The following is a 17,158-nucleotide window of genomic DNA, read 5'->3' as shown; positions in this document are numbered from 1 at the left end:
GTCGTGAGTGCGTGGATGACGCTCAAGTCGGGTCTCCCGGATCACGCCTTTTGCGCCCGGCGCCAGATCGTGCAGTGCCTTGTTCAGACCTTCGGCCGCGCGGTTAGGTCGGTCCGTGACGCCCCGTGAGCCATGTCCTCGCCGGTCCTCTGCCGACCACGTGAAGAAGACGTTATCTGGATTCACGAGGCGGCACCTCGCCCGCCGATAGCGTCGTCATGGGTCAGGAGCCTCTCTTCCTGATCAAGTCCCTGGGCCGGTGGTGACGTCGCTTGGCCCAGGGGCGGCTTGTATCGACTGATGTGGTTGTCGCACGCGACAACTCGCCACAGACGGCCTCGATGCGAAACGTCTCCCGCAGGCTGCAGGCGCTTGTTGACGGCGCCGCAGTCGATACAGGCTTGGCCGTGCAGGCGCACGATGCTGATGGTGTCGCGCACGAGGATTGGCCTCGTCACCAGCGTTGGCTGGAGCATGGACGTGTCCCGTCTGTGGCCGTCGTTTTGACAGTCAGATGGTGGGACTAAGGCGACGGTATAAGTGACCCAGTGAGGGTTACTCGCGCATCAGGTGGCGTGGCACCACTCGGCGAAGCTGGTGAGACTCTCGGCGTCGGCGCGCTTGAGCCTGCGTAGCGTCGCCGCGTCTTCACGGACCCACAGGTGGTCCCTGGTGTGCTGGGGCGCGATCTTGCGGGCTACCTTCAACGACTCGAACGCGTCGTCTGGTAGGCCGGACCACAGCTGAGCACGGGCCAGCTCGATGTAGAAGCCAGACCGCCGCTCGGCGGGCAGTTCTGGCGGTGGTGCCCACTCGTGGGCAACCTCCAGGGCACGGTGTAGGTGCTCGCTGCCGAGGCTGACGGCAACGGACACCTCATGGATTCGAACCGAGTGTGGGCCGAATGCCGTGCCTGCGTAGATGTCCTCGCGCAGTTGGTCGCCGAGCAGGCGGGCTTCGGCCAGGTGCGTGTCGGCTGCGGCCACGTCGCCGGCACGGCCTGCGATGACCGCCGCACGCATGTGCAGAGCGCCGCGGGCCGCCATTGTGCGTTCGTCGCTGGGCGGCGGTGCGCCGTCGATCGCGCGCTCGAGCGCGCGCAGGCCGGCGGCATGGGTGCCTGCGGCGAAGAAGGTTTCGGTGCGGACGTAGGCGATGGCGGCGGTCAGGACCGCGTCGTCGGCCTGGCGGCCGGCCCAACGCATCAGTTCGACGAGGCGGGCCGAGAGGTCATAGGCGCCGAACTTGTACGCGACCGCGTCGGCACTGCGCAGTGCCGACGCGACCGAGCGCGTGCGAGATCGGGCTCTTGGCCGGGTGGCGCGGCCTGCAGGGCGCGGAAGAGCTCGCTTAGCAGGTCCGGCAGGCGGCGCGTGATCTGCACGTATTGGGCGGCGAGCCGCCAGGCTACGGCCTCGCTGACGGCCTGTTGCAGCTCAGGGAGGGCACGAACGGGCCCATCGTCAGGCACGTCGTAGTCGGCGATGGCAGTGGACAAGGCCGGAAGTGCCGCGCGGATCCGGGAGCTTGCCTGTGCACGGTCGGCCAGCAGGAGTGAATGGTCGATGCTGAGCGCGGCGGCGATCGCCTCCCTGATGCTGTCGCTCGCGCCTCGCGCTCCGCGCTCGATCTTGCGCAGTGTGCCCACATGGATGTTTGCGGCGTCGGCCAACTGCTGCTGCGTGAGGCGGGCGACGCTCCGGTAGTAGGCGATTCGCCAGCCGATCCCGCTGCGAGAAGCTGAGGGCATGGGAGCTCCAGTGCGAGGCGTTCATCTCGGACTGTAGCGACCTGATGGCGGCTCTGCGTAGGCAATGCGCAGAGCCGCTTCGGGCACTACGCTCCCGCCAGGCTGGCCAGCGCGGTGAGCGTGTCTATCCGCCAGTCCGCCGCGGCCGCTTCCGGCCGGTCGGCCCACAGGTGCCCCCACGGGCCGCGCCGGATGTGAGCGGTCCGGAGCCCAGCAGCTTGGGCCGGGGCGATGTCATTGGCCGGGTGGTCGCCCACGTAGACGATCTTGTCGGGTGCGGTCCCAGCGAAGTGGATCAGCCGGGTGAAGAACTCCGGTGTCGGCTTGGCCACGCCCCACTCGCCCGAGGTGGCGATCGCGTCGACCGGCAGATGTAGCGCGCGCAGCAGTTCGGCGGCGCGCCTGGTCTGATTCCCGGCGATCAGGACTCGGTAGCCGGCCGCACGCAGAGCGGTGAAAGCTGGCCGGACATCGGGGTATAGATCATCTTCTTCAATGCGCTCCCCACGGCCGGCGGCTTCCCGCGCGGCGTACTCCGCTTCGAGGTCGATGCCGGGACGGAGCAGCCGGAGGGCGTCGGCGTTGTCCCTGCCTTGGGCGACGACAGCGCCCACGAGCGCGGACAACGTATGGCGGGGCACGTCCAGCCAGTCAGCCCAGGAGGCCCAGTAACGATCGTCGCGGAGGATCGTCTCTCCGACGTCGAAGGCGAAGGTCATCACTTGACCGAGCCTATGGGGAACCGGCGAAGTGCCCGCGACCCGTAACGGCAGGCGGCTGTGCTCGAGCGGGTGGCGGCGGCCTGGGCAAGCAACGCATACGCGAGCTGCTCGGCCTCGGCCACGGTGAGCTCGTCGCGAACGTTGTAGAGCGCGATGACGGTGTCCTGGTCGGGTGGTGGCACACCGGGCGGGCCCGCTCTTTTGTTGTGGACCACGACGATACGGTGCCGGACCTATGCCGGACCACAATGTTGGGCAATGCGCGGTAACCGATGGCGACAAATGGCAGCGGTCAACACACCTGAGCTGCATATACGGCAATAGAAAACCTTGCTCGGTAATGCATGATCACGGTCTTTAGGGGACTGCTAATGCGGTTTGGTGGCAACACCATCCGGGGTTCAAATCCCCGATCCTCCGCAGCTCAGAGCCCTTCCCCGTGATCCAGGGAAGGGCTCTTTCGTTGCCGGTTGACCCGATGCCGGACCATTGCCGGCTGCCACCCTGACGACCTGCTCGACGGGCCTGAGGCGGCTGAGGTGCTCGGTATCCGATACGCCACCCTGCGGCACTACCTGTACGAGGCGCGACTGCCCGTGGTCGAGGTTGCGGGGTGCCGCACGTACGGCGTGGCGACTTGGAGGCGCCCGGGCAAACCCTGACCGCCCCGGACGTCCAGGAAGCCTGCGGAAAGCCTCCTCGCTCACACAGAAAGGGCGTCCATGAGTTGGTATGGAGATATGCATCTTCTCCCCCGTATCGGTCGCGCCAAGCTCGCCGCCCCCGCCGCAGAAGGGATTACGTCTCCTAACTGGGATCACACACAACTAGCAATCACCCAGTACGCCAGCCTGCGAGCGGAAATAGTTCAACTTTGTAGTCTTCAGGCTCAAATGATCACGCTGACCGTTGTGGCCTTCGGCGCCATCCTGCCCGTGGGGCTACAAGCCAGGAACGCTGCCATCATCCTCATCTACCCGCTCCTGTCGCTCGTCCTTGGCCTCGTATGGTTGTACAAAGCCCATGCGATCACCCGGATCGCAACATACCTTCGGACAGGCGTCGAGGCTCGTGTAGGCCAGCAGAACCTCGGCTGGGAGCATTTCGTTCAAGAACACCCACTACCCCGGCGATGGCTCGCCTATTGGGCGATACGGTCGGTATTCCCGGTAACCTCAGCTTTGGCCATCGCCGTGAGTTTCGCTGTGGCAGCACCAGGAACGGCGCTCTTCATCCTCTACTGCCTTGCCTTCATGATCACTCTGCTCACTATCACGATGTTCATTTTATGGCGAGAGGCCAGTCCGGAATTTCCAAGGCATGGCTTTTCTCGGTCACCCCATCCGAAGTCAGACACCTCTCGTCCCTCCGGCGAACCGCGCATCGGGTAGAAACCGGCAAGGCACCGGCGGCGGCAGAACGCTGCGGAGGACCTGGCGCTGGCCCTCGCCCTGAAGCAACATGAGAGTGACCTACACCGTCGACGGTGACGAACTCGCCATCACCTGGGAAGCCGAATCTCCCGAGGAGATGGCCGAGTTGAAGAGCAGGCCCTGCGCATGGCACACGGGGAGGTACCGGACGATGTGCTGGGCGCCATCGACCTGTGCCCCCAGGGGTGCGGCCGTACCACCGAGGACCGCGCGCCGGGCGGCCTCCGCACTGGCCACCATCGGCACCGGTACCGGCACCATCGGCATCCTCGACATCGCCTGGCCCGCGGTCGGCTCGATCGCCGCCGGCGCGGCGGTGGTCAGCCTGCTCATGTCCATCGTCGCTTGCACGAGCGGCGACCCTGCCACGGCGGGGTTCACCACCAGCCCTCGCCCCCTTGTTGGTGGAGGCGAGGGCTTGCCTTCAGGTGGTGGCGAGTTCGGGCCAGCCATGAACGCCTACGCCGACCTCGCTGAGATACAGCTCGATCCCAGCGGCGGTGTACGGCACTGTGTTGTCCGGTAGTTCCTTGAGCGGTGCCCATGTCAGGCTGGCGCACTTTGCCGGCTCGGCGTTTACCGGCTCGCCGTACCAGCGCGAGGCGGCGAAGAAGACACCGATCCGCGGGTGCCCCTCCGGGGATAGGTGGTGAACGACGGTGGCCGGCCGGAGATCGCGTGGGTCGATAGCGACCCCGACCTCTTCCTGAGCCTCCCGCACTGCGCAATCGAACACGGTCTCGCCTGCTTCGAGGTGGCCGGAGGGTAGGCAGTACCAGCCGTCGCGGTATCCGGTGCCCTCCCGCAGGCACAGGAGGACCTGATCGGCACGTTCGAGGATCACGTGCACGTCAACCGTAACCTGATACCGCTGTTTCATGGCTGCGCTCCCAGCTATCGGCTACCTCCCTGGTGGGCGTGACAGTAGTGCACTGGCGGGGCAGGTGATGGCTTGAACGGCGGCTTGTGGTGAAAACTCACCCGTGTCGACTCGGAAGATGGGGAAGCCATCGTCGATCAGCACGGAGGTCAGCTCGTCGTACAGGTATGCCTCCGGAGCGCTGGAGCCGACATGCTCGAACCGTGAGTGTGCGCCTCGCTCGGCCAGCCGCGACTCCAGCACATGCGGTCCTGTGGTCGGGCGATGTGTGTCTCGTGTGCCAGGCCGCGTCCAGGCGGGCACGTAGAACGTTCAACGGCTGGACAGTGCCCTGGGGAATCAGCAGCGGCGTGGCATTGATGGCGGCCCGCACGTCGGCCAACGCGGGATGGCCTGGGCCGGCGAACATGCGCACAGGCATGGTCTGCTGGCCGGTTAGCTCGGAAAGGTCGCGTACATGCAGGGCCTCGGCGAGCATGAGCAGGATTGACAGTTTCGGCTGTGACTGCAGACGGCCCGCTTCTACCTGTTTCAACCAGGACACGCTTTTGCCGACGAGGCCGGCGAGGACTTCTTGGCTCATCCCGCGCCGCATGCGGTACATCTTGATGCGCTGTCCCACGGTGAGTACCGGGGCTGCCGGTTCATTGGTACCGTTGCTCAAAGCCCTGCACCTCCTGAAGCGTCGCAACTTCAGCCTAAGGTGCGGGGCTTTTACCGTGCCATGGGAAGGGCCGAATCTCGCGCGTACGGCCACGCGTGGGATGCGCGCCGACCACTTACGTCAGGGTCCGGGTGTCGGTAGCAGCGCCAGGTGGTCGCTGGTCACCAGGTTGAACTTCAGGGCGAGGGAGACCAGCGCGTGGCGCTGCCAGTCGGCCTTGCCCTCGCTGCCCTGCGGGCCTTTGACATGGAGCTTGTTCTCCGCCAGGTAGCCGATGTGGAAGGCGATGGCGGTCCGGCTCAGCCCCAGGTCGGGGAGCCTTTCGATGATCTCGGGGATCGTCGGTATGCGGGAGGTCGACGGGTCGCGCAGGCGTGGCTCACAAAGTGCCACCAGGATGCGGAAATACTTGGCGTTCTGGTCAAGGGGGTAGGCGACCTGCGTGGCCGCCCCGCCGTCCGCGTCGGGTGACGGCACATGCACGTGCTGCGGCGCGAACACCAGGAACGAGACCGTGCCGTCGACCGCGGGCAGGCACACCCGGGAGAACTCGAACGGGATCGGCGCGCCCACCCGGCCCGGCGGCACCTTCACGAACTCCCCGCCGCCCTCGGGGTTCTCCACAACGTACGTCTTCGACGTGCTGAGGTTGGAGAGCAGCCAGTAGTCGCCCACTGCGACGATCTTGCCGGCCCGGCGGGAGACCGCGGGGTCGTCCAGCATGATGTCCACAGGGGAGCCGGGAGTCCCGCGCCCGAAGAACGCTTGCTCTCCAGGCGCGAGCTCCAGTGAGTACGGCCGGTCGCCGGTCGGCGTCGCCGCCATCTGGATCAAGATCGTGCTGTGCATCGGCGGGACCCTACTCGCATGCCGGTGAAGGCGTCCAGGTCATTCGGGCAGTGGCTTGCCGACCCGGCACGTGCGCAGGCCGGCGTCGGGCTCGTTGTTGCCGCCGCCGCGGAAGTAGACCTCGCTGACGTATCCCCACTGGTTGTTGTCGGCCATGGTGGAGGCCCACCAGTAGTTGCGGTAGCCGCCCAACTTGTAACCGGCGCCGGTCTTCTGGCACAGGTACCAGTCGTTCCCGGCCGGGTTGATGTAGCCGACGATCCTGCCCTTCGCGGGTGACGCGTAGACCGGGATGCTCCCGCCCGGTGACCAGTCGGGGCAGTTCTGGACCGTAAGGCCGTTGTGCTGGTACCGCTTGCCGCACGGCTGTGCGTCTCCCGCGGCGGCTGCGTGCGCGGCCGGAGCGGCCGCGGCCAGGGTCGCCAGCGCGAACGACATGGCGATCGCGGCCTGTCGAATGCTCATGATGATTCCCTCCCCGTTTCGGTGTCGCTGCGTCGATCCTGCGGGCGGAGAGCGGATTCCGTAACCTGGTAGCTGCCAGGGCACGTGGACGAAGCCCTGACCATCGGCCATGATGAGCTGAATGACGGCTCCTTCCCATGCAGGTCGTTACCGGATCGAGCAGCTCATCGGCGTCGGGGGTTTCGCCACCGTCCATCTGGCCCACGACGACGAGTTGCGCTCGCCGGTGGCGGTCAAGATCCTCGCAGAGAACTGGGCCCGGCAGGCCGACGTGCGCGAGCGCTTCCTCCAGGAGGCGCGCCTGCTGCGCAGGGCCGACTCCCACCTGCTCGTGCAGGTCTTCGACATCGGCGAGCTCGACGACGGCAGGCCGTACTTCGTGATGACGTACGCCGACCGCGGCACCCTTGAGGAGCGCTTGGCCGGCCGGCTGTTCGCCATCGAGGAGACGCTCGACCTGGTGCACGACATCTGCCAGGGCGTGGCCGTGCTGCACAGCATTGGGGTCGTGCACCGCGACCTGAAACCGTCGAACGTGCTGTTCTGCTCGCGGCCGGAGGGCGGTGAGCGGGTGATGGTGGCCGACCTCGGCATCGCCAGGTCGACCGACCACCTGAGCGGGCTGACGCTGCCCGCGGGCTCGCCCGGCTATCAGGCACCCGAGCAGCTCTACTTCGACGGGGCGCCGGACGCGCGCGCCGACGTGCACGGCCTGGGGGCGCTGACGTATCACATGCTCACCGGCCAGGTGCCCGCCAAGCCGGAGCAGCGGGTGCCACCGAGTGCGCTGCGGCCCGAGGTGCCGGAGGTGATCGACGCCGCGGTGATGCGCGCCCTGGATCTCGACAGGGAGGCGCGGTGGAACGACGCCGCCGCCTATGCCGCGGCCCTGTCGTCGTCGACGACCGTCACCCCGCCGGAGACTCCGTCCGGAGCGGCCCCGTCCGAGAGCGAGCTGCCGCGCGAGGGGCGCAGGCCGGGGCGGCGGATCGCGATCGTCGGTGGCACGGCGGCAGCCGTCGTTGCAGCAGCGGCCGTCACCGCCGTGGTCGTCAACAGTGCCCAGACCCCCGATTCGCCCGGCGGTACCGATGCGACGACGAGCCCGCCGCCCGCGAACGCCGATACCAGCACCTGGCTGCGCGACGACTCCGACATCCCCCGCCAGTATCGCGGGCCGATCGTCCAGGCGGGCACGTACTGCGAGCTGCCCGGCCTGAGCCCCGCCCTGATCGCCGCGATGCTCAAGGCGGAGTCGGGCTACGATCCTGGCCTGTCCGATCCTGAGAACAACGAGTACGGCATCGCCAGGTGGACACCCGAGGTGCTGTGGCACTGGCAGCCGGGCGGCCTGCAGAGTCCGAAGCCCACGCCGCCGCTCAGCCCCGAGCCGTCGATCGTGTCCATGGGGCGGTTCATGTGCACCCTGGGCCCTCGGGTCCAGGATCTGCCCGGCGACCCCGCGCTGAAGCTCGCCGCCCTCTACCGCAGCGGCGTCGACCCGCTGAAGCGGGCGGGCGGCATCCCCGAGCGGTGGCGCGCATACACCGACAAGGTCTCTCGCTACATGCGCGACTACCAGCCGGCCTGAGCGTGACGCCGTTGAAGTACTGCAGCCGCCCGCCAGTGAGATACAAGCACGGCCGCCTAGCCTCGTGCCCATGCGAAGAGTGGGCGTGGCGCTGGCGGCGCTGCTGGTCCTGACGGGGTGTGCGCGAGAGGCCGCCGACGAACGCCCCCAGGGCGCGCCGTCACCGAGTGCCTCAAGAACGTCCGATACCACCAGAAACAGGCTGCTGGGCGCGCTGGCCGACGTCTCTGGCGAGGGGCCCGCCGCCGCGTACCTCGAATACGGCGAACCGGCCTGGTGGCGCGGCTTCGGCGGCTCCGGCGATAGGCGCCGATGGCTGCCCGCGGCCGGTTCCGGTCTCGGGAGCTTGGCCCATGCCGCGGCGGCGCTGCCGAAGACCACGGGCATGACGCCCGAGGCGGGTGCGCGGGCGATCGCGATCGGCGTGCCGCCGCAGCAGGCATTCCGGTTCGACGGCGGTGTCGACCCAGGCGCCGTACGGGCGAAGCTGGCCGCCCTCGGCGGCAAGCCCGGCCGCTTGGGCGGCCACGACGGGTTCTCCTTCGCTCCCGATGCCGAGATAGACCCCTCTCGCATGATCGTCCCCGGGGTGACCAACCAGCTCAACAAGGTCGTAGTCACCGACACCACGGTGGCGACGGCCACCGCCACCGGGCCGCTGGCGGCCGTCATGGGAAGCGGACCCTCTCTGGCCGACAGCCCGGATCACGCCGCGATGGCCGCCTGCCTCGGCGATGTCGCCGCCGCCACGATCATGGCCCCGTCGGTGCCGGGCTCCGTCACGCTGTACGGCGTGGGGCTGCGCCGCCCGGCCGGCCTGGGTGACCGGCCGGTCAACGTCATCTGCGTACTGCCCTCCGCGTCCGCCGCCACTGAGGTGGAACAGTCGCTGAAGACTCGGCTCACCCGGACGGCGAACACGCACAACGGTGGGGTGTACGGCGACTACGCAGCGGAGATCACCCACGACCGGGTCGTCGCCGACGGTCGCACGGTGCCGAGGACCGTCCTGACGCTGAACGACAAGACAGACGTGCTGTTCGTCAACCGGCTGCTGTACCAGGGCGAGTTGGAGGCGCTGAGCAACCCAGCCCGGTGAGGCTCCCGCTGATTATGGGGTCTCGCAGGTGAGGCGCGTCGCGGCTGCGTGAGGGGGCTGTGCATGTAAAATGAAGGCATGGCTAGGAACATGCAGATCCGGGATGTTCCCGAGGACGTTGCCGACGCTATCGCGGCACGAGCTCGTGCCAAGGGGCAGTCCGCGCAGGCGTACATGCTGTCCCTTTTGGTGGCGGACGCGCGCCGTTCTCGCAACATCGACCTCATAGCCCAGTTCGAAGGGCGTGACGACGGCATGCACAGCGCACCGGGCCAGACTGCGGATCTCGTCCGCCAGTCGCGGGCTGAACGGGAGGAGCAGCTAGCGGAGTCCACCGGAGACTGCCGGTGCTCGTGATCGATGCCTCTGTCATGATCAACGCGCTGACTGACGACGGAGAAGCCGGTCGCGCAGCCCGTAAGGCCATCATGACCGATCCCGCCTGGATCGCCCCCGGCCACATGCCGAGCGAAGTCGCCCACGTCATCACCCGCCTCGTAAGGCAAGAATTGATCAGCCGAGCACGTGGGCGGACCGCCTTCGAAGCGCTCGCCCAAACTGAGATCGAATTGGCAGACATTCGGCCTCTGCTCCCCCGTATCTGGCAACTACGCGACAACATCAAGGCTTACGACGCCGCCTATGTGGCCCTGGCCGAAATGGAGGGCTGCACCCTGGTGACCAGCGACGCGAAGCTCGCTGGCCTGCCCGTGGGTGTCGGTTGCGACATTCGCCTTGTGTAGGGGCTTGGAGACCGCGTAGGCCGGGAGGATCTCTCCGATTACGTCAAGGCGTCATTCGAGTGGGATCAGGCGAGCCAGTTGGGCGGCGTTGACCTGGGCGTAGTCGCGGTAGCAGTTGTTCATGAGGACGTGGGTCGACTCGGCGTCCTCGGCAAGGCGCCGGAGCTTGGGCGCCCACTCCCGCAGTTCCTTCTCCTGGTAGAGGTAGCCGAACCGCTCGTGGATGTCCTTACTCGTCCATTTCTCCGAATGGCCATGGAAACGCACCACGGCCAGGTCTGCCGTGGCCGCGAGGACGGGCGGGATGGAGTCGGGGTAGCCCTGGGGCATGTCCACACTCACGTACGGCAAGCCATAGGAAGTAAGGAAGTCCAGCGTCTCGGCCTGGTTCTCCTTGCTCATCCAGGTGTGGTTGCGGAACTCGACGCAGATGCGCAGCGGATCACAGCGGGCCTTGCACTCCAGGATGTACTGCTTGTTGCCCTTGCTGATGGGAAACCAGCGCGGAAACTGGAACAGGATCGTGCCCAGCCGGCTCGAGTCGTGGAGCGGGGCCAGCGCCGTCAGGAAACGATCCCATACCTGATCGACCAGCTGCGGATCGAGGTCGCGTAGATAGAGGTTCTTCTTCGGCGCCTCTCCCCGTTGTTCGCGCAGGTCCTTGTACAGCGCCGTCGGCTTGGTCGGGTGCTGGGTCAGCAGGGAGAACGCCTTGATGTCGAAGGTGAAGCCGGCAGGGGTCCGGTCACGCCACAGCGAGACCGTGCTTTCCGCGGGCGGCGAGTAGTAGGACGAGTCCACCTCCACCAGGGGAAACCGGCTCGCGTAGAAGCTCAGTCTCTCCTGGGCGGAGGTGACATCGTCGGGATACCACCCCGAGGCCAGCAGTGTCTTGTCGGTCCACGAAGCGGTCCCCACCAGGATGCGGCCCATGTCCGCACCCGTACCCGAACCCTCAGTGTCGAGACGTCAGTCGAGGATGTGGGCGGTGGCGCGGGCGTAGCGGTGGCGGATTTCCGGGACGGCCTCGCCTTCGTACGTCGCCGTGTCCTCCACCTGCCAGTCCGGGGTGGTGAGGAGGGTCGCGGCCTGGTGTGCGGCGCCGTTGGCGACGTATTCGGCCGGTGGCGGCACGGTGATCGGAACGCCGAAGATCGTGGGGGCGATGCGGCGGACGGCCTCCGAGCGGGCGGCGCCGCCGATCAGGAGGACCCGCTCCGGGCGCATGGCCAGCGCGTCCAGGGCGTCGGCCAGGCCGCACAGCATGCCTTCGATGGCTGCCCGGGCCAGGTGGGCGGGGGTGGAGGTGGCCAGGGTGAGGCCGTGGATGGAGCCGGTGGCGGTGGGGCGGTTGGGGGTGCGCTCGCCCTCCAAGTACGGCACCAGCGTCAGTCCGTCCGTCCCCGGAGGAGCCTGGAGGGCGAGGTCGCTCAGGTCGTTGAGACCGACTCCGGTGATGCGGGCGGCGGCATCCAAGACCCTTGCGGCGTTGAGCGTGGCCAGCAGCGGCAGGAACCGTCCCGTTGCGTCCGCGAAGCCGGCGACCGCGCCCGTGGGGTCGGCGCTGGGAGTATCCGCGACCGCGAAGACGGTGCCGGAGGTGCCGAGCGACACGACGACGTCACCGGGCTTGGCGCCCACGCCCAAGGCCGCGGCCATGTTGTCACCGGTGCCGGGGGCAATGAGCATCCGTCCCGGTCCGGCATCCGCACCCTGCGCCCCGGTGACCGCCGCGATGACCTCTTCCGCCGGTCCCAGCACGCGCGGCAGCAGCGGCACCGCTCCGAAGGCGGCCTTCAGCAGGTCCGTACGGTAAGCGCCGGTGAAGGGCGACCAGTAGCCGGTGCCCGAGGCGTCGCCCCGGTCCGTGGTGAGGTGGGAGAGGGGTGGGAGCGGGGCGTCCTGCCAGCCCTCCCGGGAGAACGGCACGCCAGAGGTGAGCGCGCCGGCCAGCCGCCACGTGAGCCAGTCGTGCGGCAGGCACACCGCCGCCGTGCGCCGCGCGTTGGCAGGCTCGTGCTCGGCCAGCCACCGCAGCTTGGTGACCGTGAACGAGGCCACCGGCACCGAACCGGCCGCGTCCGCCCACGCCTGCGGGCCGCCCAGCTCCGCGATCAGGTCGAGGGCGGCCTGGGCGGAGCGGGTGTCGTTCCAGAGGAGGGCGTCGCGTACGACATTTCCGGACTCGTCCAGGCAGACCATGCCGTGCTGCTGCCCGGCGACACTGATGGCCGCCACGCCGTCCAGCCCGTCGGCCTCCTCGATGGCCTGCAGCAACGCCGACCACCAATGCGACGGGTGCACCTCCGTGCCGTCCGGATGCGGTGCCCGGCCCTGCCGCACCAGCGTGCCCGTCTCCGCGTCACGAATGACGACCTTGCAACTTTGTGTCGAAGAATCGACCCCTGCGACCAGCGTCACCCACGAACTCCTAACAAGTGCTCCAGCGCAAGCTGGTTGAGATGCGTGAAATGGTATCCGCGCTGAGCGGCCATGTCGGGATCGAAGTCGTCCCCGGACAGATCGGCCAGCGTCTCGCCACGGTTGAGCGTGGGCAGGCCGAGCTCCTCGACGCGGGCGGCCCGCAGGGCTTCACGGACCTCCGGGTCGGCCCGGTAGGTGCGCGCCTTTTCCCGCAGGATGAGGTAGGTGCGCATGTTGGCCGCCGCCGACACCCACACGTCGGAGGGGTCCTCCGTGCGCAACGGTTTGTAGTCGAAGTGGCGCGGGCCGTCGTAGCCGCCGTGCTCCAGCAGGTCCACCAGGAAGAACGCGCTCATCACGTCGCCGTGCCCGAAGACCAGGTCCTGGTCGAAGCGGGGGCCGTGCTGCCCGTTGAGGTCGATGTGGAACAGCTTGCCGTGCCACAACGCCTGCGCGATGCCGTGCACGAAGTTGAGCCCGGCCATCTGCTCGTGGCCGACCTCGGGGTTGAGTCCCACCATGTCGGGAAACTCGAGCTCGCCGATGAACGCCAGCGCGTGCCCGATCGTCGGCAGCAGAATGTCCCCGCGCGGCTCGTTGGGCTTGGGCTCGATGGCGAAGCGGAGGTCGTAGCCGCGCTCGCGGACGTAGCCGCACAGCAGGTCGATGGCCTCCTTGTAGCGGGCGAGCGCGGCCCGCACGTCCTTGGCCGCGTCGGACTCGGCGCCCTCGCGACCGCCCCAGCACACATACGTGCGGGCGCCCAGCGAGGCGGCCAGATCGAGGTTGCGCGTCACCTTGCGCAGGGCGTATCGCCGCACGTCACGGTCGTTGCTGGTGAACGCGCCGTCGCGGAAGACGGGATGCGTGAACAGGTTGGTGGTGGCCATGGGCACTTTCAGCCCGGTCTCGGCAAGCGCTTTCCGGAAGGCCGCGATCGCCCGGTCGCGATCAGGCTCGACGGCGAGCAGGTCGTCGTCGTGGAAAGTGACGCCATAGGCTCCGAGCTCCGCCAGCCGGTGCACGCTCTCCACGGGATCGAGAGGCGCCCGGGTGGCGTCCCCGAACGGATCGCGTGCCTGCCAGCCGACCGTCCACAGACCGAACGTGAATCGATCATCAGGGGTTGGCTCGTACATGATTCGATGCTCCCCTGGCGATCGGTTGTTCACAAGCCCGAGGGATCCCGTCCCACGCTGATCTCCTCGGCGATCTTGCGTAGCTCTGCCACCTCGAGGCCGGGAGCCTTGGGCAGGTCGCGCAGCAGCGCGTCCATGACCACGGGCACGGGCTGGCCGGCGAAGCGGCCCGCAATGCCATGGACGGCCCTGAACAGCGCCTCTTCGGTGTCGCGCATCGGCATCTCCTCGATCGGCTACGCCGAGAACGCTACGGCCTCCGCCCGACAGTTTCTCGCTATCGCTCCAGCGTGTTCCCGTCGGCCGCGGAAACGATGGCCGAACAGATCTCGTCCAGTTCCCTTACCTGCTCGGGCTTGAGCACGTCGAACAGGGCGCGCCGCACCTCCTCCGCGTGCCCGGGAGCGGCGGCGGCGAGCGCGGCGTATCCCTCGTCGGTGAGCACGGCGAGATTGCCGCGGCGGTCGGACGCGGCACGCTCGCGGCGCACCCAGCCGCGCTCCTCCAGGCGCGCCACCGCGTGCGAGAGGCGGCTCTGGGAACACTGCGCCTGGGCGGCCAGCTCGCTCATGCGCATCGCCCGCCCGGGCGTCTCGGACAGGCGTACGAGGATCACGTAGTAGGCGTGCGGCATGTTCGCGTCCCGCTGGAGCTGGCGATCGAGCGCCTCGTTGATCAGCTGCGTCGCCGCCAGGAATCTCCGCCAGGTCTGCTGTTCGTCCTCATCCAGCCATCTGGTCACGGTCCCAATTTAGTTGAACTCTCATATACTTAGGGCGGGACTCTGCTGAAAGGGGATCACCATGCCGGTCCATCGGCTCAACCACGCGGTTCTTTACGTCCGTGACGTGGAGCGCAGCGTCGCCTTCTACCGGGAGGCGCTCGGCTTCGAGGTCGTGATGGGCATGCGGGGCGCCGCGTTCCTGCAGGCACCCGGCTCCACGAACGACCATGACCTGGGCCTGTTCGAGATCGGCGAGAACGCCGCGCCATCGCCGGCCGGCCGCACCTCCGTGGGCCTCTACCACCTGGCCTGGGAGGTCGACACCCTCGAGGAGCTGGAGCGGGTCGCGGCCAAGCTGGGCGAGCTCGGCGCGCTGGTCGGCGCGTCCGACCACGGCACCACCAAGGCGCTCTACGCCAAGGACCCGGACGGGCTGGAGTTCGAGGTGTCGTGGCTGGTGCCGGCCTCGCTGCTGACCGACGAGATCCTGGCCTCCCGCGCCAGCATCCGCCCGCTCGACCTCGGCGCCGACAAGGAGCGCTACGGGGCCCAGACGCGGGGCGGCGTGGGCGTGTCCATCCCGGCCTGAAGTACCGTGGCTGTATCGACTCCTTCTCGTGCCGGAGAACGGTCATGCCAAGCGATCCTGATCACCTGCTCGACGCCATCGACGGCGTCGTCGACGAGTGGGAGACGCTGAGCGCCGACGCCATGCGCTGGGCGCCTCCCGAGAGCAAGAGTCCCGATTTCGTGACCGAGATGACGGAGATCTTCGGTCCGCTGGTCAACGCGTTCTCCGAGGCGCTGCGGCCGGTCAGCGACGCGTTCGAGCGCGTCCTGCACGCCCTGGACGAGGACGACGACTAGCCCGTACGCCGTCGCCGGGCCCGCCTGGGGTAGGCCTTGGCCGTCTCGGCCAGCCGCGCGGAGTGTTCGGCCTGCTTGCGCCAGTGTCCGTACGCGTCCCCGCGCTGCGCCAGCCTGTCGAGCTCACTCATGGTGCTGAGCGGGATGAACGCCGGCTCGGCGTCCCGCCACGGCGTGCCGGGCAGCGGCATGAACGTGTGCGTATGAATGCGCGCCCCGAGATCGGCCAGATCCTCGGCCAGCTTGAGCGAGGCGGCCTGATCGCTCTCGTCCTCGCCGGGCATCCCGAAGATGAAGTCGACGTTGGGCCGGAAGCCGTGCTCGACCGCGATCCTGACCGCATCGCGCACCGGCGAGGTGTCGTGCCCCCGTCCCGAGGCTGCCAGCACCTTGTCGGACCCCGACTGGGCGCCGATGATCAGGTTGTCGTTGGCCACGTATTTCTTGAGCAGCCGCATGGCCTCCGGCGTGACGTGCTCGGGGCGCACCTCGGACGGGAAACTCCCGAAGAACACCCGCCCGTGCGGCGGCAGCTCCTCCTTGACCCCGGCCAGCAGCTCCTCCACCGCGCCGAGATCGGGGTCGGGGCCGGGGGAGCCGTAGGAGAGCGAGGTCGGCGTGATGAACCGAATGTCGCGCAGCCCTCTGTCCACCATGCCCCGCGCGTGCGCACGCACGCTGTCGACCGACCGGTGCCGGAACTGGCCGCCGAACATGAAGGGCGTCTGACAGAAGCGGCACGTATAACGACACCCTCGAGTGATCTCGATCGGCCCGTTCCTGCCGACGAAGGACGGGAACGCGTCCAGCGGCAGCTGCGGCGCGGGCCTGGTGCGGAGCGCGACCCCGTCCTCGTCCTTGATCGCCAGCCCGGGGACCGTGGTGAGCGGCCGGTCCTCCTGCAGCGCGCGGACCAGCGCGATGATCGTCGACTCGCCCTCGCCGATCCCCGCCAGGTCCCAGCCCGCGTCGATGACCTGCTGCGGCTCCGCGGTCGCGTGCACACCGCCCGCGATGTGCAGCCCTCGGCCGCCGCTCAGCGCCTTGACGGTGGCCAGCTCGGCCGCCATGTCCTCGGCGTCCGGCGAGTAGAAGGACCAGAGCACCAGCACCCGGTCGGCCTCACTGGCCGTGATGTGCTCGGCGGTCTCCTCGGGAGTGGTGCCGAGCCGCAGGTCGTGCTCGATCTTCGCGGTCTCCAGGGCGGCGAGCAGCGCGTGCACGCCGTACGTCACCGCCTTGCGGTATCGGACCACCACACTGACGTCAGCCACCATTGGACTCTATGACAGGCCTGAGGACGCTCCCGCGTCATCTCCACGAGCTGATGGACGGCGCCATCGCGAAGATCTACGCCGAGCGCGGCCTGCCCGAATACCGCCCTCGCTTCTCCCGTACGTGCGCACGCTGGTGTTGGAGGCAGCGGTGCGGGAGCTGCCCGTGCCCCTGGGCGAGGTGCTGCGGGCGACGGTGAAAACCGATCGTTCCGAGCCCGGATCGACGCTAGGCTCGGGTTATGCACTGGCGACATTGGTCACTCGCTCCCCGGCCCGGAGGCCAGGGCTTGCCCCGCTGAGCAGGGCGGGCCGGAGTGACCAGACCCAGCCACCACCGATGGGGAGGTGACCTTGGTGGCTACGTTGGACACACGTCAGCAGATCCACTCCGCCGTGCTTCCTCAGCGGCGGACCCTGGAATCCGCGCCTGCAGACACCCCTGGAGCAGGGACGAAACGGGGCGCGGAGGCCTTCGGGCAGCGGAGTGCCCAACATGGTCGAGGGGAGACCCACCGCACTTCACCTGGCGCG

General features: G+C 68.2%; 25 protein-coding genes. 9 read left to right on the top strand and 16 right to left on the bottom strand.

The window, feature by feature from the left end; all coding sequences use genetic code 11:
- Positions 1–182: 182 nt before the first annotated feature.
- The 5 genes from OHA25_RS05790 to OHA25_RS05770 all read right to left on the bottom strand — a co-directional run bounded on the left by OHA25_RS05790 (position 183) and on the right by OHA25_RS05770 (position 2,687).
- On the bottom strand, positions 183–440 hold the full coding sequence (locus OHA25_RS05790) for a hypothetical protein (protein WP_327586567.1): 258 nt from the start codon (positions 438–440) through the stop codon (positions 183–185).
- Positions 441–566: 126 nt separating this feature from the next.
- Complete coding sequence (locus OHA25_RS05785) at positions 567–1,205, bottom strand: hypothetical protein (RefSeq protein ID WP_327586566.1); 639 nt, start codon at positions 1,203–1,205, stop codon at positions 567–569.
- A complete protein-coding gene (locus tag OHA25_RS05780; RefSeq protein ID WP_327586565.1) occupies positions 1,205–1,750 on the bottom strand; it encodes a helix-turn-helix domain-containing protein in 546 nt (181 codons plus the stop codon). Before OHA25_RS05780 ends, OHA25_RS05785 begins: the two co-directional genes overlap by 1 nt.
- 86 nt (positions 1,751–1,836) lie before the next feature.
- A complete protein-coding gene (locus tag OHA25_RS05775) occupies positions 1,837–2,469 on the bottom strand; it encodes an HAD family hydrolase (protein ID WP_327590931.1) in 633 nt (210 codons plus the stop codon).
- On the bottom strand, positions 2,469–2,687 hold the full coding sequence (locus tag OHA25_RS05770; RefSeq protein WP_327586564.1) for a hypothetical protein: 219 nt from the start codon (positions 2,685–2,687) through the stop codon (positions 2,469–2,471). The genes OHA25_RS05775 and OHA25_RS05770 overlap by 1 nt, the downstream gene beginning before the upstream one ends.
- Positions 2,688–2,942: 255 nt before the next feature.
- Here OHA25_RS05770 and OHA25_RS05765 point away from each other — a divergent pair, with 255 nt between their 5' ends.
- Entirely contained in the window at positions 2,943–3,134 is a 192-nt protein-coding gene (locus tag OHA25_RS05765; RefSeq protein ID WP_327586563.1) for a hypothetical protein, read from the top strand.
- Positions 3,135–3,365: 231 nt separating this feature from the next.
- Entirely contained in the window at positions 3,366–3,863 is a 498-nt protein-coding gene (locus tag OHA25_RS05760) for a hypothetical protein (RefSeq protein ID WP_327586562.1), read from the top strand.
- Between the two features lie 81 nt (positions 3,864–3,944).
- Here the strand turns inward: OHA25_RS05760 and OHA25_RS05755 are convergent, their stop codons facing one another.
- Positions 3,945–4,289 (bottom strand): hypothetical protein, encoded by a 345-nt coding sequence (locus OHA25_RS05755; protein WP_327586561.1) that lies wholly within the window; start codon positions 4,287–4,289, stop codon positions 3,945–3,947.
- On the opposite strand from OHA25_RS05755, the gene OHA25_RS61125 reads away from it, so the two are divergent.
- On the top strand, positions 4,171–4,431 hold the full coding sequence (locus tag OHA25_RS61125; RefSeq protein WP_442942168.1) for a holin: 261 nt from the start codon (positions 4,171–4,173) through the stop codon (positions 4,429–4,431). The two genes, OHA25_RS05755 and OHA25_RS61125, sit on opposite strands and share 119 nt — an antisense overlap.
- Here OHA25_RS61125 and OHA25_RS05750 read toward each other — a convergent pair.
- The 4 genes from OHA25_RS05750 to OHA25_RS05735 all read right to left on the bottom strand — a co-directional run bounded on the left by OHA25_RS05750 (position 4,330) and on the right by OHA25_RS05735 (position 6,763).
- Positions 4,330–4,785, bottom strand: coding sequence for an NUDIX hydrolase (locus OHA25_RS05750; RefSeq protein ID WP_327586560.1), 456 nt, complete (start codon positions 4,783–4,785; stop codon positions 4,330–4,332). The two genes, OHA25_RS61125 and OHA25_RS05750, sit on opposite strands and share 102 nt — an antisense overlap.
- 97 nt (positions 4,786–4,882) lie before the next feature.
- A complete protein-coding gene (locus tag OHA25_RS05745) occupies positions 4,883–5,407 on the bottom strand; it encodes a helix-turn-helix domain-containing protein (RefSeq protein ID WP_327590930.1) in 525 nt (174 codons plus the stop codon).
- Positions 5,408–5,569: 162 nt separating this feature from the next.
- Positions 5,570–6,298: a winged helix-turn-helix domain-containing protein gene (locus OHA25_RS05740; RefSeq protein WP_327586559.1), complete on the bottom strand. Its 729-nt coding sequence runs from the start codon at positions 6,296–6,298 to the stop codon at positions 5,570–5,572.
- 39 nt (positions 6,299–6,337) lie between these two features.
- Entirely contained in the window at positions 6,338–6,763 is a 426-nt protein-coding gene (locus OHA25_RS05735; protein WP_327586558.1) for a hypothetical protein, read from the bottom strand.
- Positions 6,764–6,884: 121 nt separating this feature from the next.
- Between OHA25_RS05735 and OHA25_RS05730 the strand changes: the two genes are divergently transcribed.
- From OHA25_RS05730 to OHA25_RS05715, 4 genes are all read left to right on the top strand, one after another.
- Positions 6,885–8,354, top strand: coding sequence for a serine/threonine-protein kinase (locus OHA25_RS05730; protein ID WP_327586557.1), 1,470 nt, complete (start codon positions 6,885–6,887; stop codon positions 8,352–8,354).
- Between the two features lie 70 nt (positions 8,355–8,424).
- Positions 8,425–9,453, top strand: coding sequence for a hypothetical protein (locus OHA25_RS05725; RefSeq protein ID WP_327586556.1), 1,029 nt, complete (start codon positions 8,425–8,427; stop codon positions 9,451–9,453).
- A 78-nt stretch (positions 9,454–9,531) separates the two neighbouring features.
- Positions 9,532–9,810, top strand: coding sequence for a FitA-like ribbon-helix-helix domain-containing protein (locus OHA25_RS05720; RefSeq protein ID WP_327586555.1), 279 nt, complete (start codon positions 9,532–9,534; stop codon positions 9,808–9,810).
- Positions 9,801–10,196: a type II toxin-antitoxin system VapC family toxin gene (locus OHA25_RS05715; protein ID WP_327586554.1), complete on the top strand. Its 396-nt coding sequence runs from the start codon at positions 9,801–9,803 to the stop codon at positions 10,194–10,196. The genes OHA25_RS05720 and OHA25_RS05715 overlap by 10 nt, the downstream gene beginning before the upstream one ends.
- Before the next feature lie 51 nt (positions 10,197–10,247).
- Here OHA25_RS05715 and OHA25_RS05710 read toward each other — a convergent pair whose 3' ends face one another.
- From OHA25_RS05710 to OHA25_RS05690, 5 genes are read right to left on the bottom strand one after another with little or no spacing between them, the layout of a single operon-like run.
- Positions 10,248–11,129, bottom strand: a complete 882-nt coding sequence (locus tag OHA25_RS05710; RefSeq protein ID WP_327586553.1) for a DUF72 domain-containing protein — start codon at positions 11,127–11,129, stop codon at positions 10,248–10,250.
- Between the two features lie 36 nt (positions 11,130–11,165).
- Positions 11,166–12,617, bottom strand: a complete 1,452-nt coding sequence (locus OHA25_RS05705; RefSeq protein ID WP_327586552.1) for a xylulokinase — start codon at positions 12,615–12,617, stop codon at positions 11,166–11,168.
- Positions 12,614–13,759, bottom strand: coding sequence for a xylose isomerase (gene xylA / locus OHA25_RS05700; RefSeq protein WP_327586551.1), 1,146 nt, complete (start codon positions 13,757–13,759; stop codon positions 12,614–12,616). Before xylA ends, OHA25_RS05705 begins: the two co-directional genes overlap by 4 nt.
- Positions 13,760–13,788: 29 nt before the next feature.
- A complete protein-coding gene (locus OHA25_RS05695; protein WP_305914133.1) occupies positions 13,789–13,977 on the bottom strand; it encodes a hypothetical protein in 189 nt (62 codons plus the stop codon).
- Positions 13,978–14,036: 59 nt separating this feature from the next.
- Positions 14,037–14,501: a MarR family winged helix-turn-helix transcriptional regulator gene (locus OHA25_RS05690; protein WP_327586550.1), complete on the bottom strand. Its 465-nt coding sequence runs from the start codon at positions 14,499–14,501 to the stop codon at positions 14,037–14,039.
- Between the two features lie 61 nt (positions 14,502–14,562).
- On the opposite strand from OHA25_RS05690, the gene OHA25_RS05685 reads away from it, so the two are divergent.
- Both OHA25_RS05685 and OHA25_RS05680 read left to right on the top strand, forming a co-directional pair.
- Complete coding sequence (locus OHA25_RS05685) at positions 14,563–15,072, top strand: VOC family protein (protein WP_327586549.1); 510 nt, start codon at positions 14,563–14,565, stop codon at positions 15,070–15,072.
- Positions 15,073–15,116: 44 nt separating this feature from the next.
- A complete protein-coding gene (locus tag OHA25_RS05680; protein WP_327586548.1) occupies positions 15,117–15,350 on the top strand; it encodes a hypothetical protein in 234 nt (77 codons plus the stop codon).
- Here OHA25_RS05680 and OHA25_RS05675 read toward each other — a convergent pair.
- The gene (locus OHA25_RS05675; RefSeq protein WP_442942061.1) at positions 15,347–16,624 is read right to left on the bottom strand and encodes a TIGR04013 family B12-binding domain/radical SAM domain-containing protein; all 1,278 of its coding nucleotides are present in this window, start codon (positions 16,622–16,624) and stop codon (positions 15,347–15,349) included. The genes OHA25_RS05680 and OHA25_RS05675 overlap by 4 nt on opposite strands.
- Positions 16,625–17,158 lie beyond the last annotated feature (534 nt).

It is taken from the genome of Nonomuraea sp. NBC_00507 (assembly GCF_036013525.1).
Taxonomy (GTDB): Bacteria; Actinomycetota; Actinomycetes; order Streptosporangiales; family Streptosporangiaceae; genus Nonomuraea.
The sequence above is the reverse complement of the archived record's forward strand: the minus strand, read 5'-3'. Positions and strand labels throughout refer to the sequence as shown.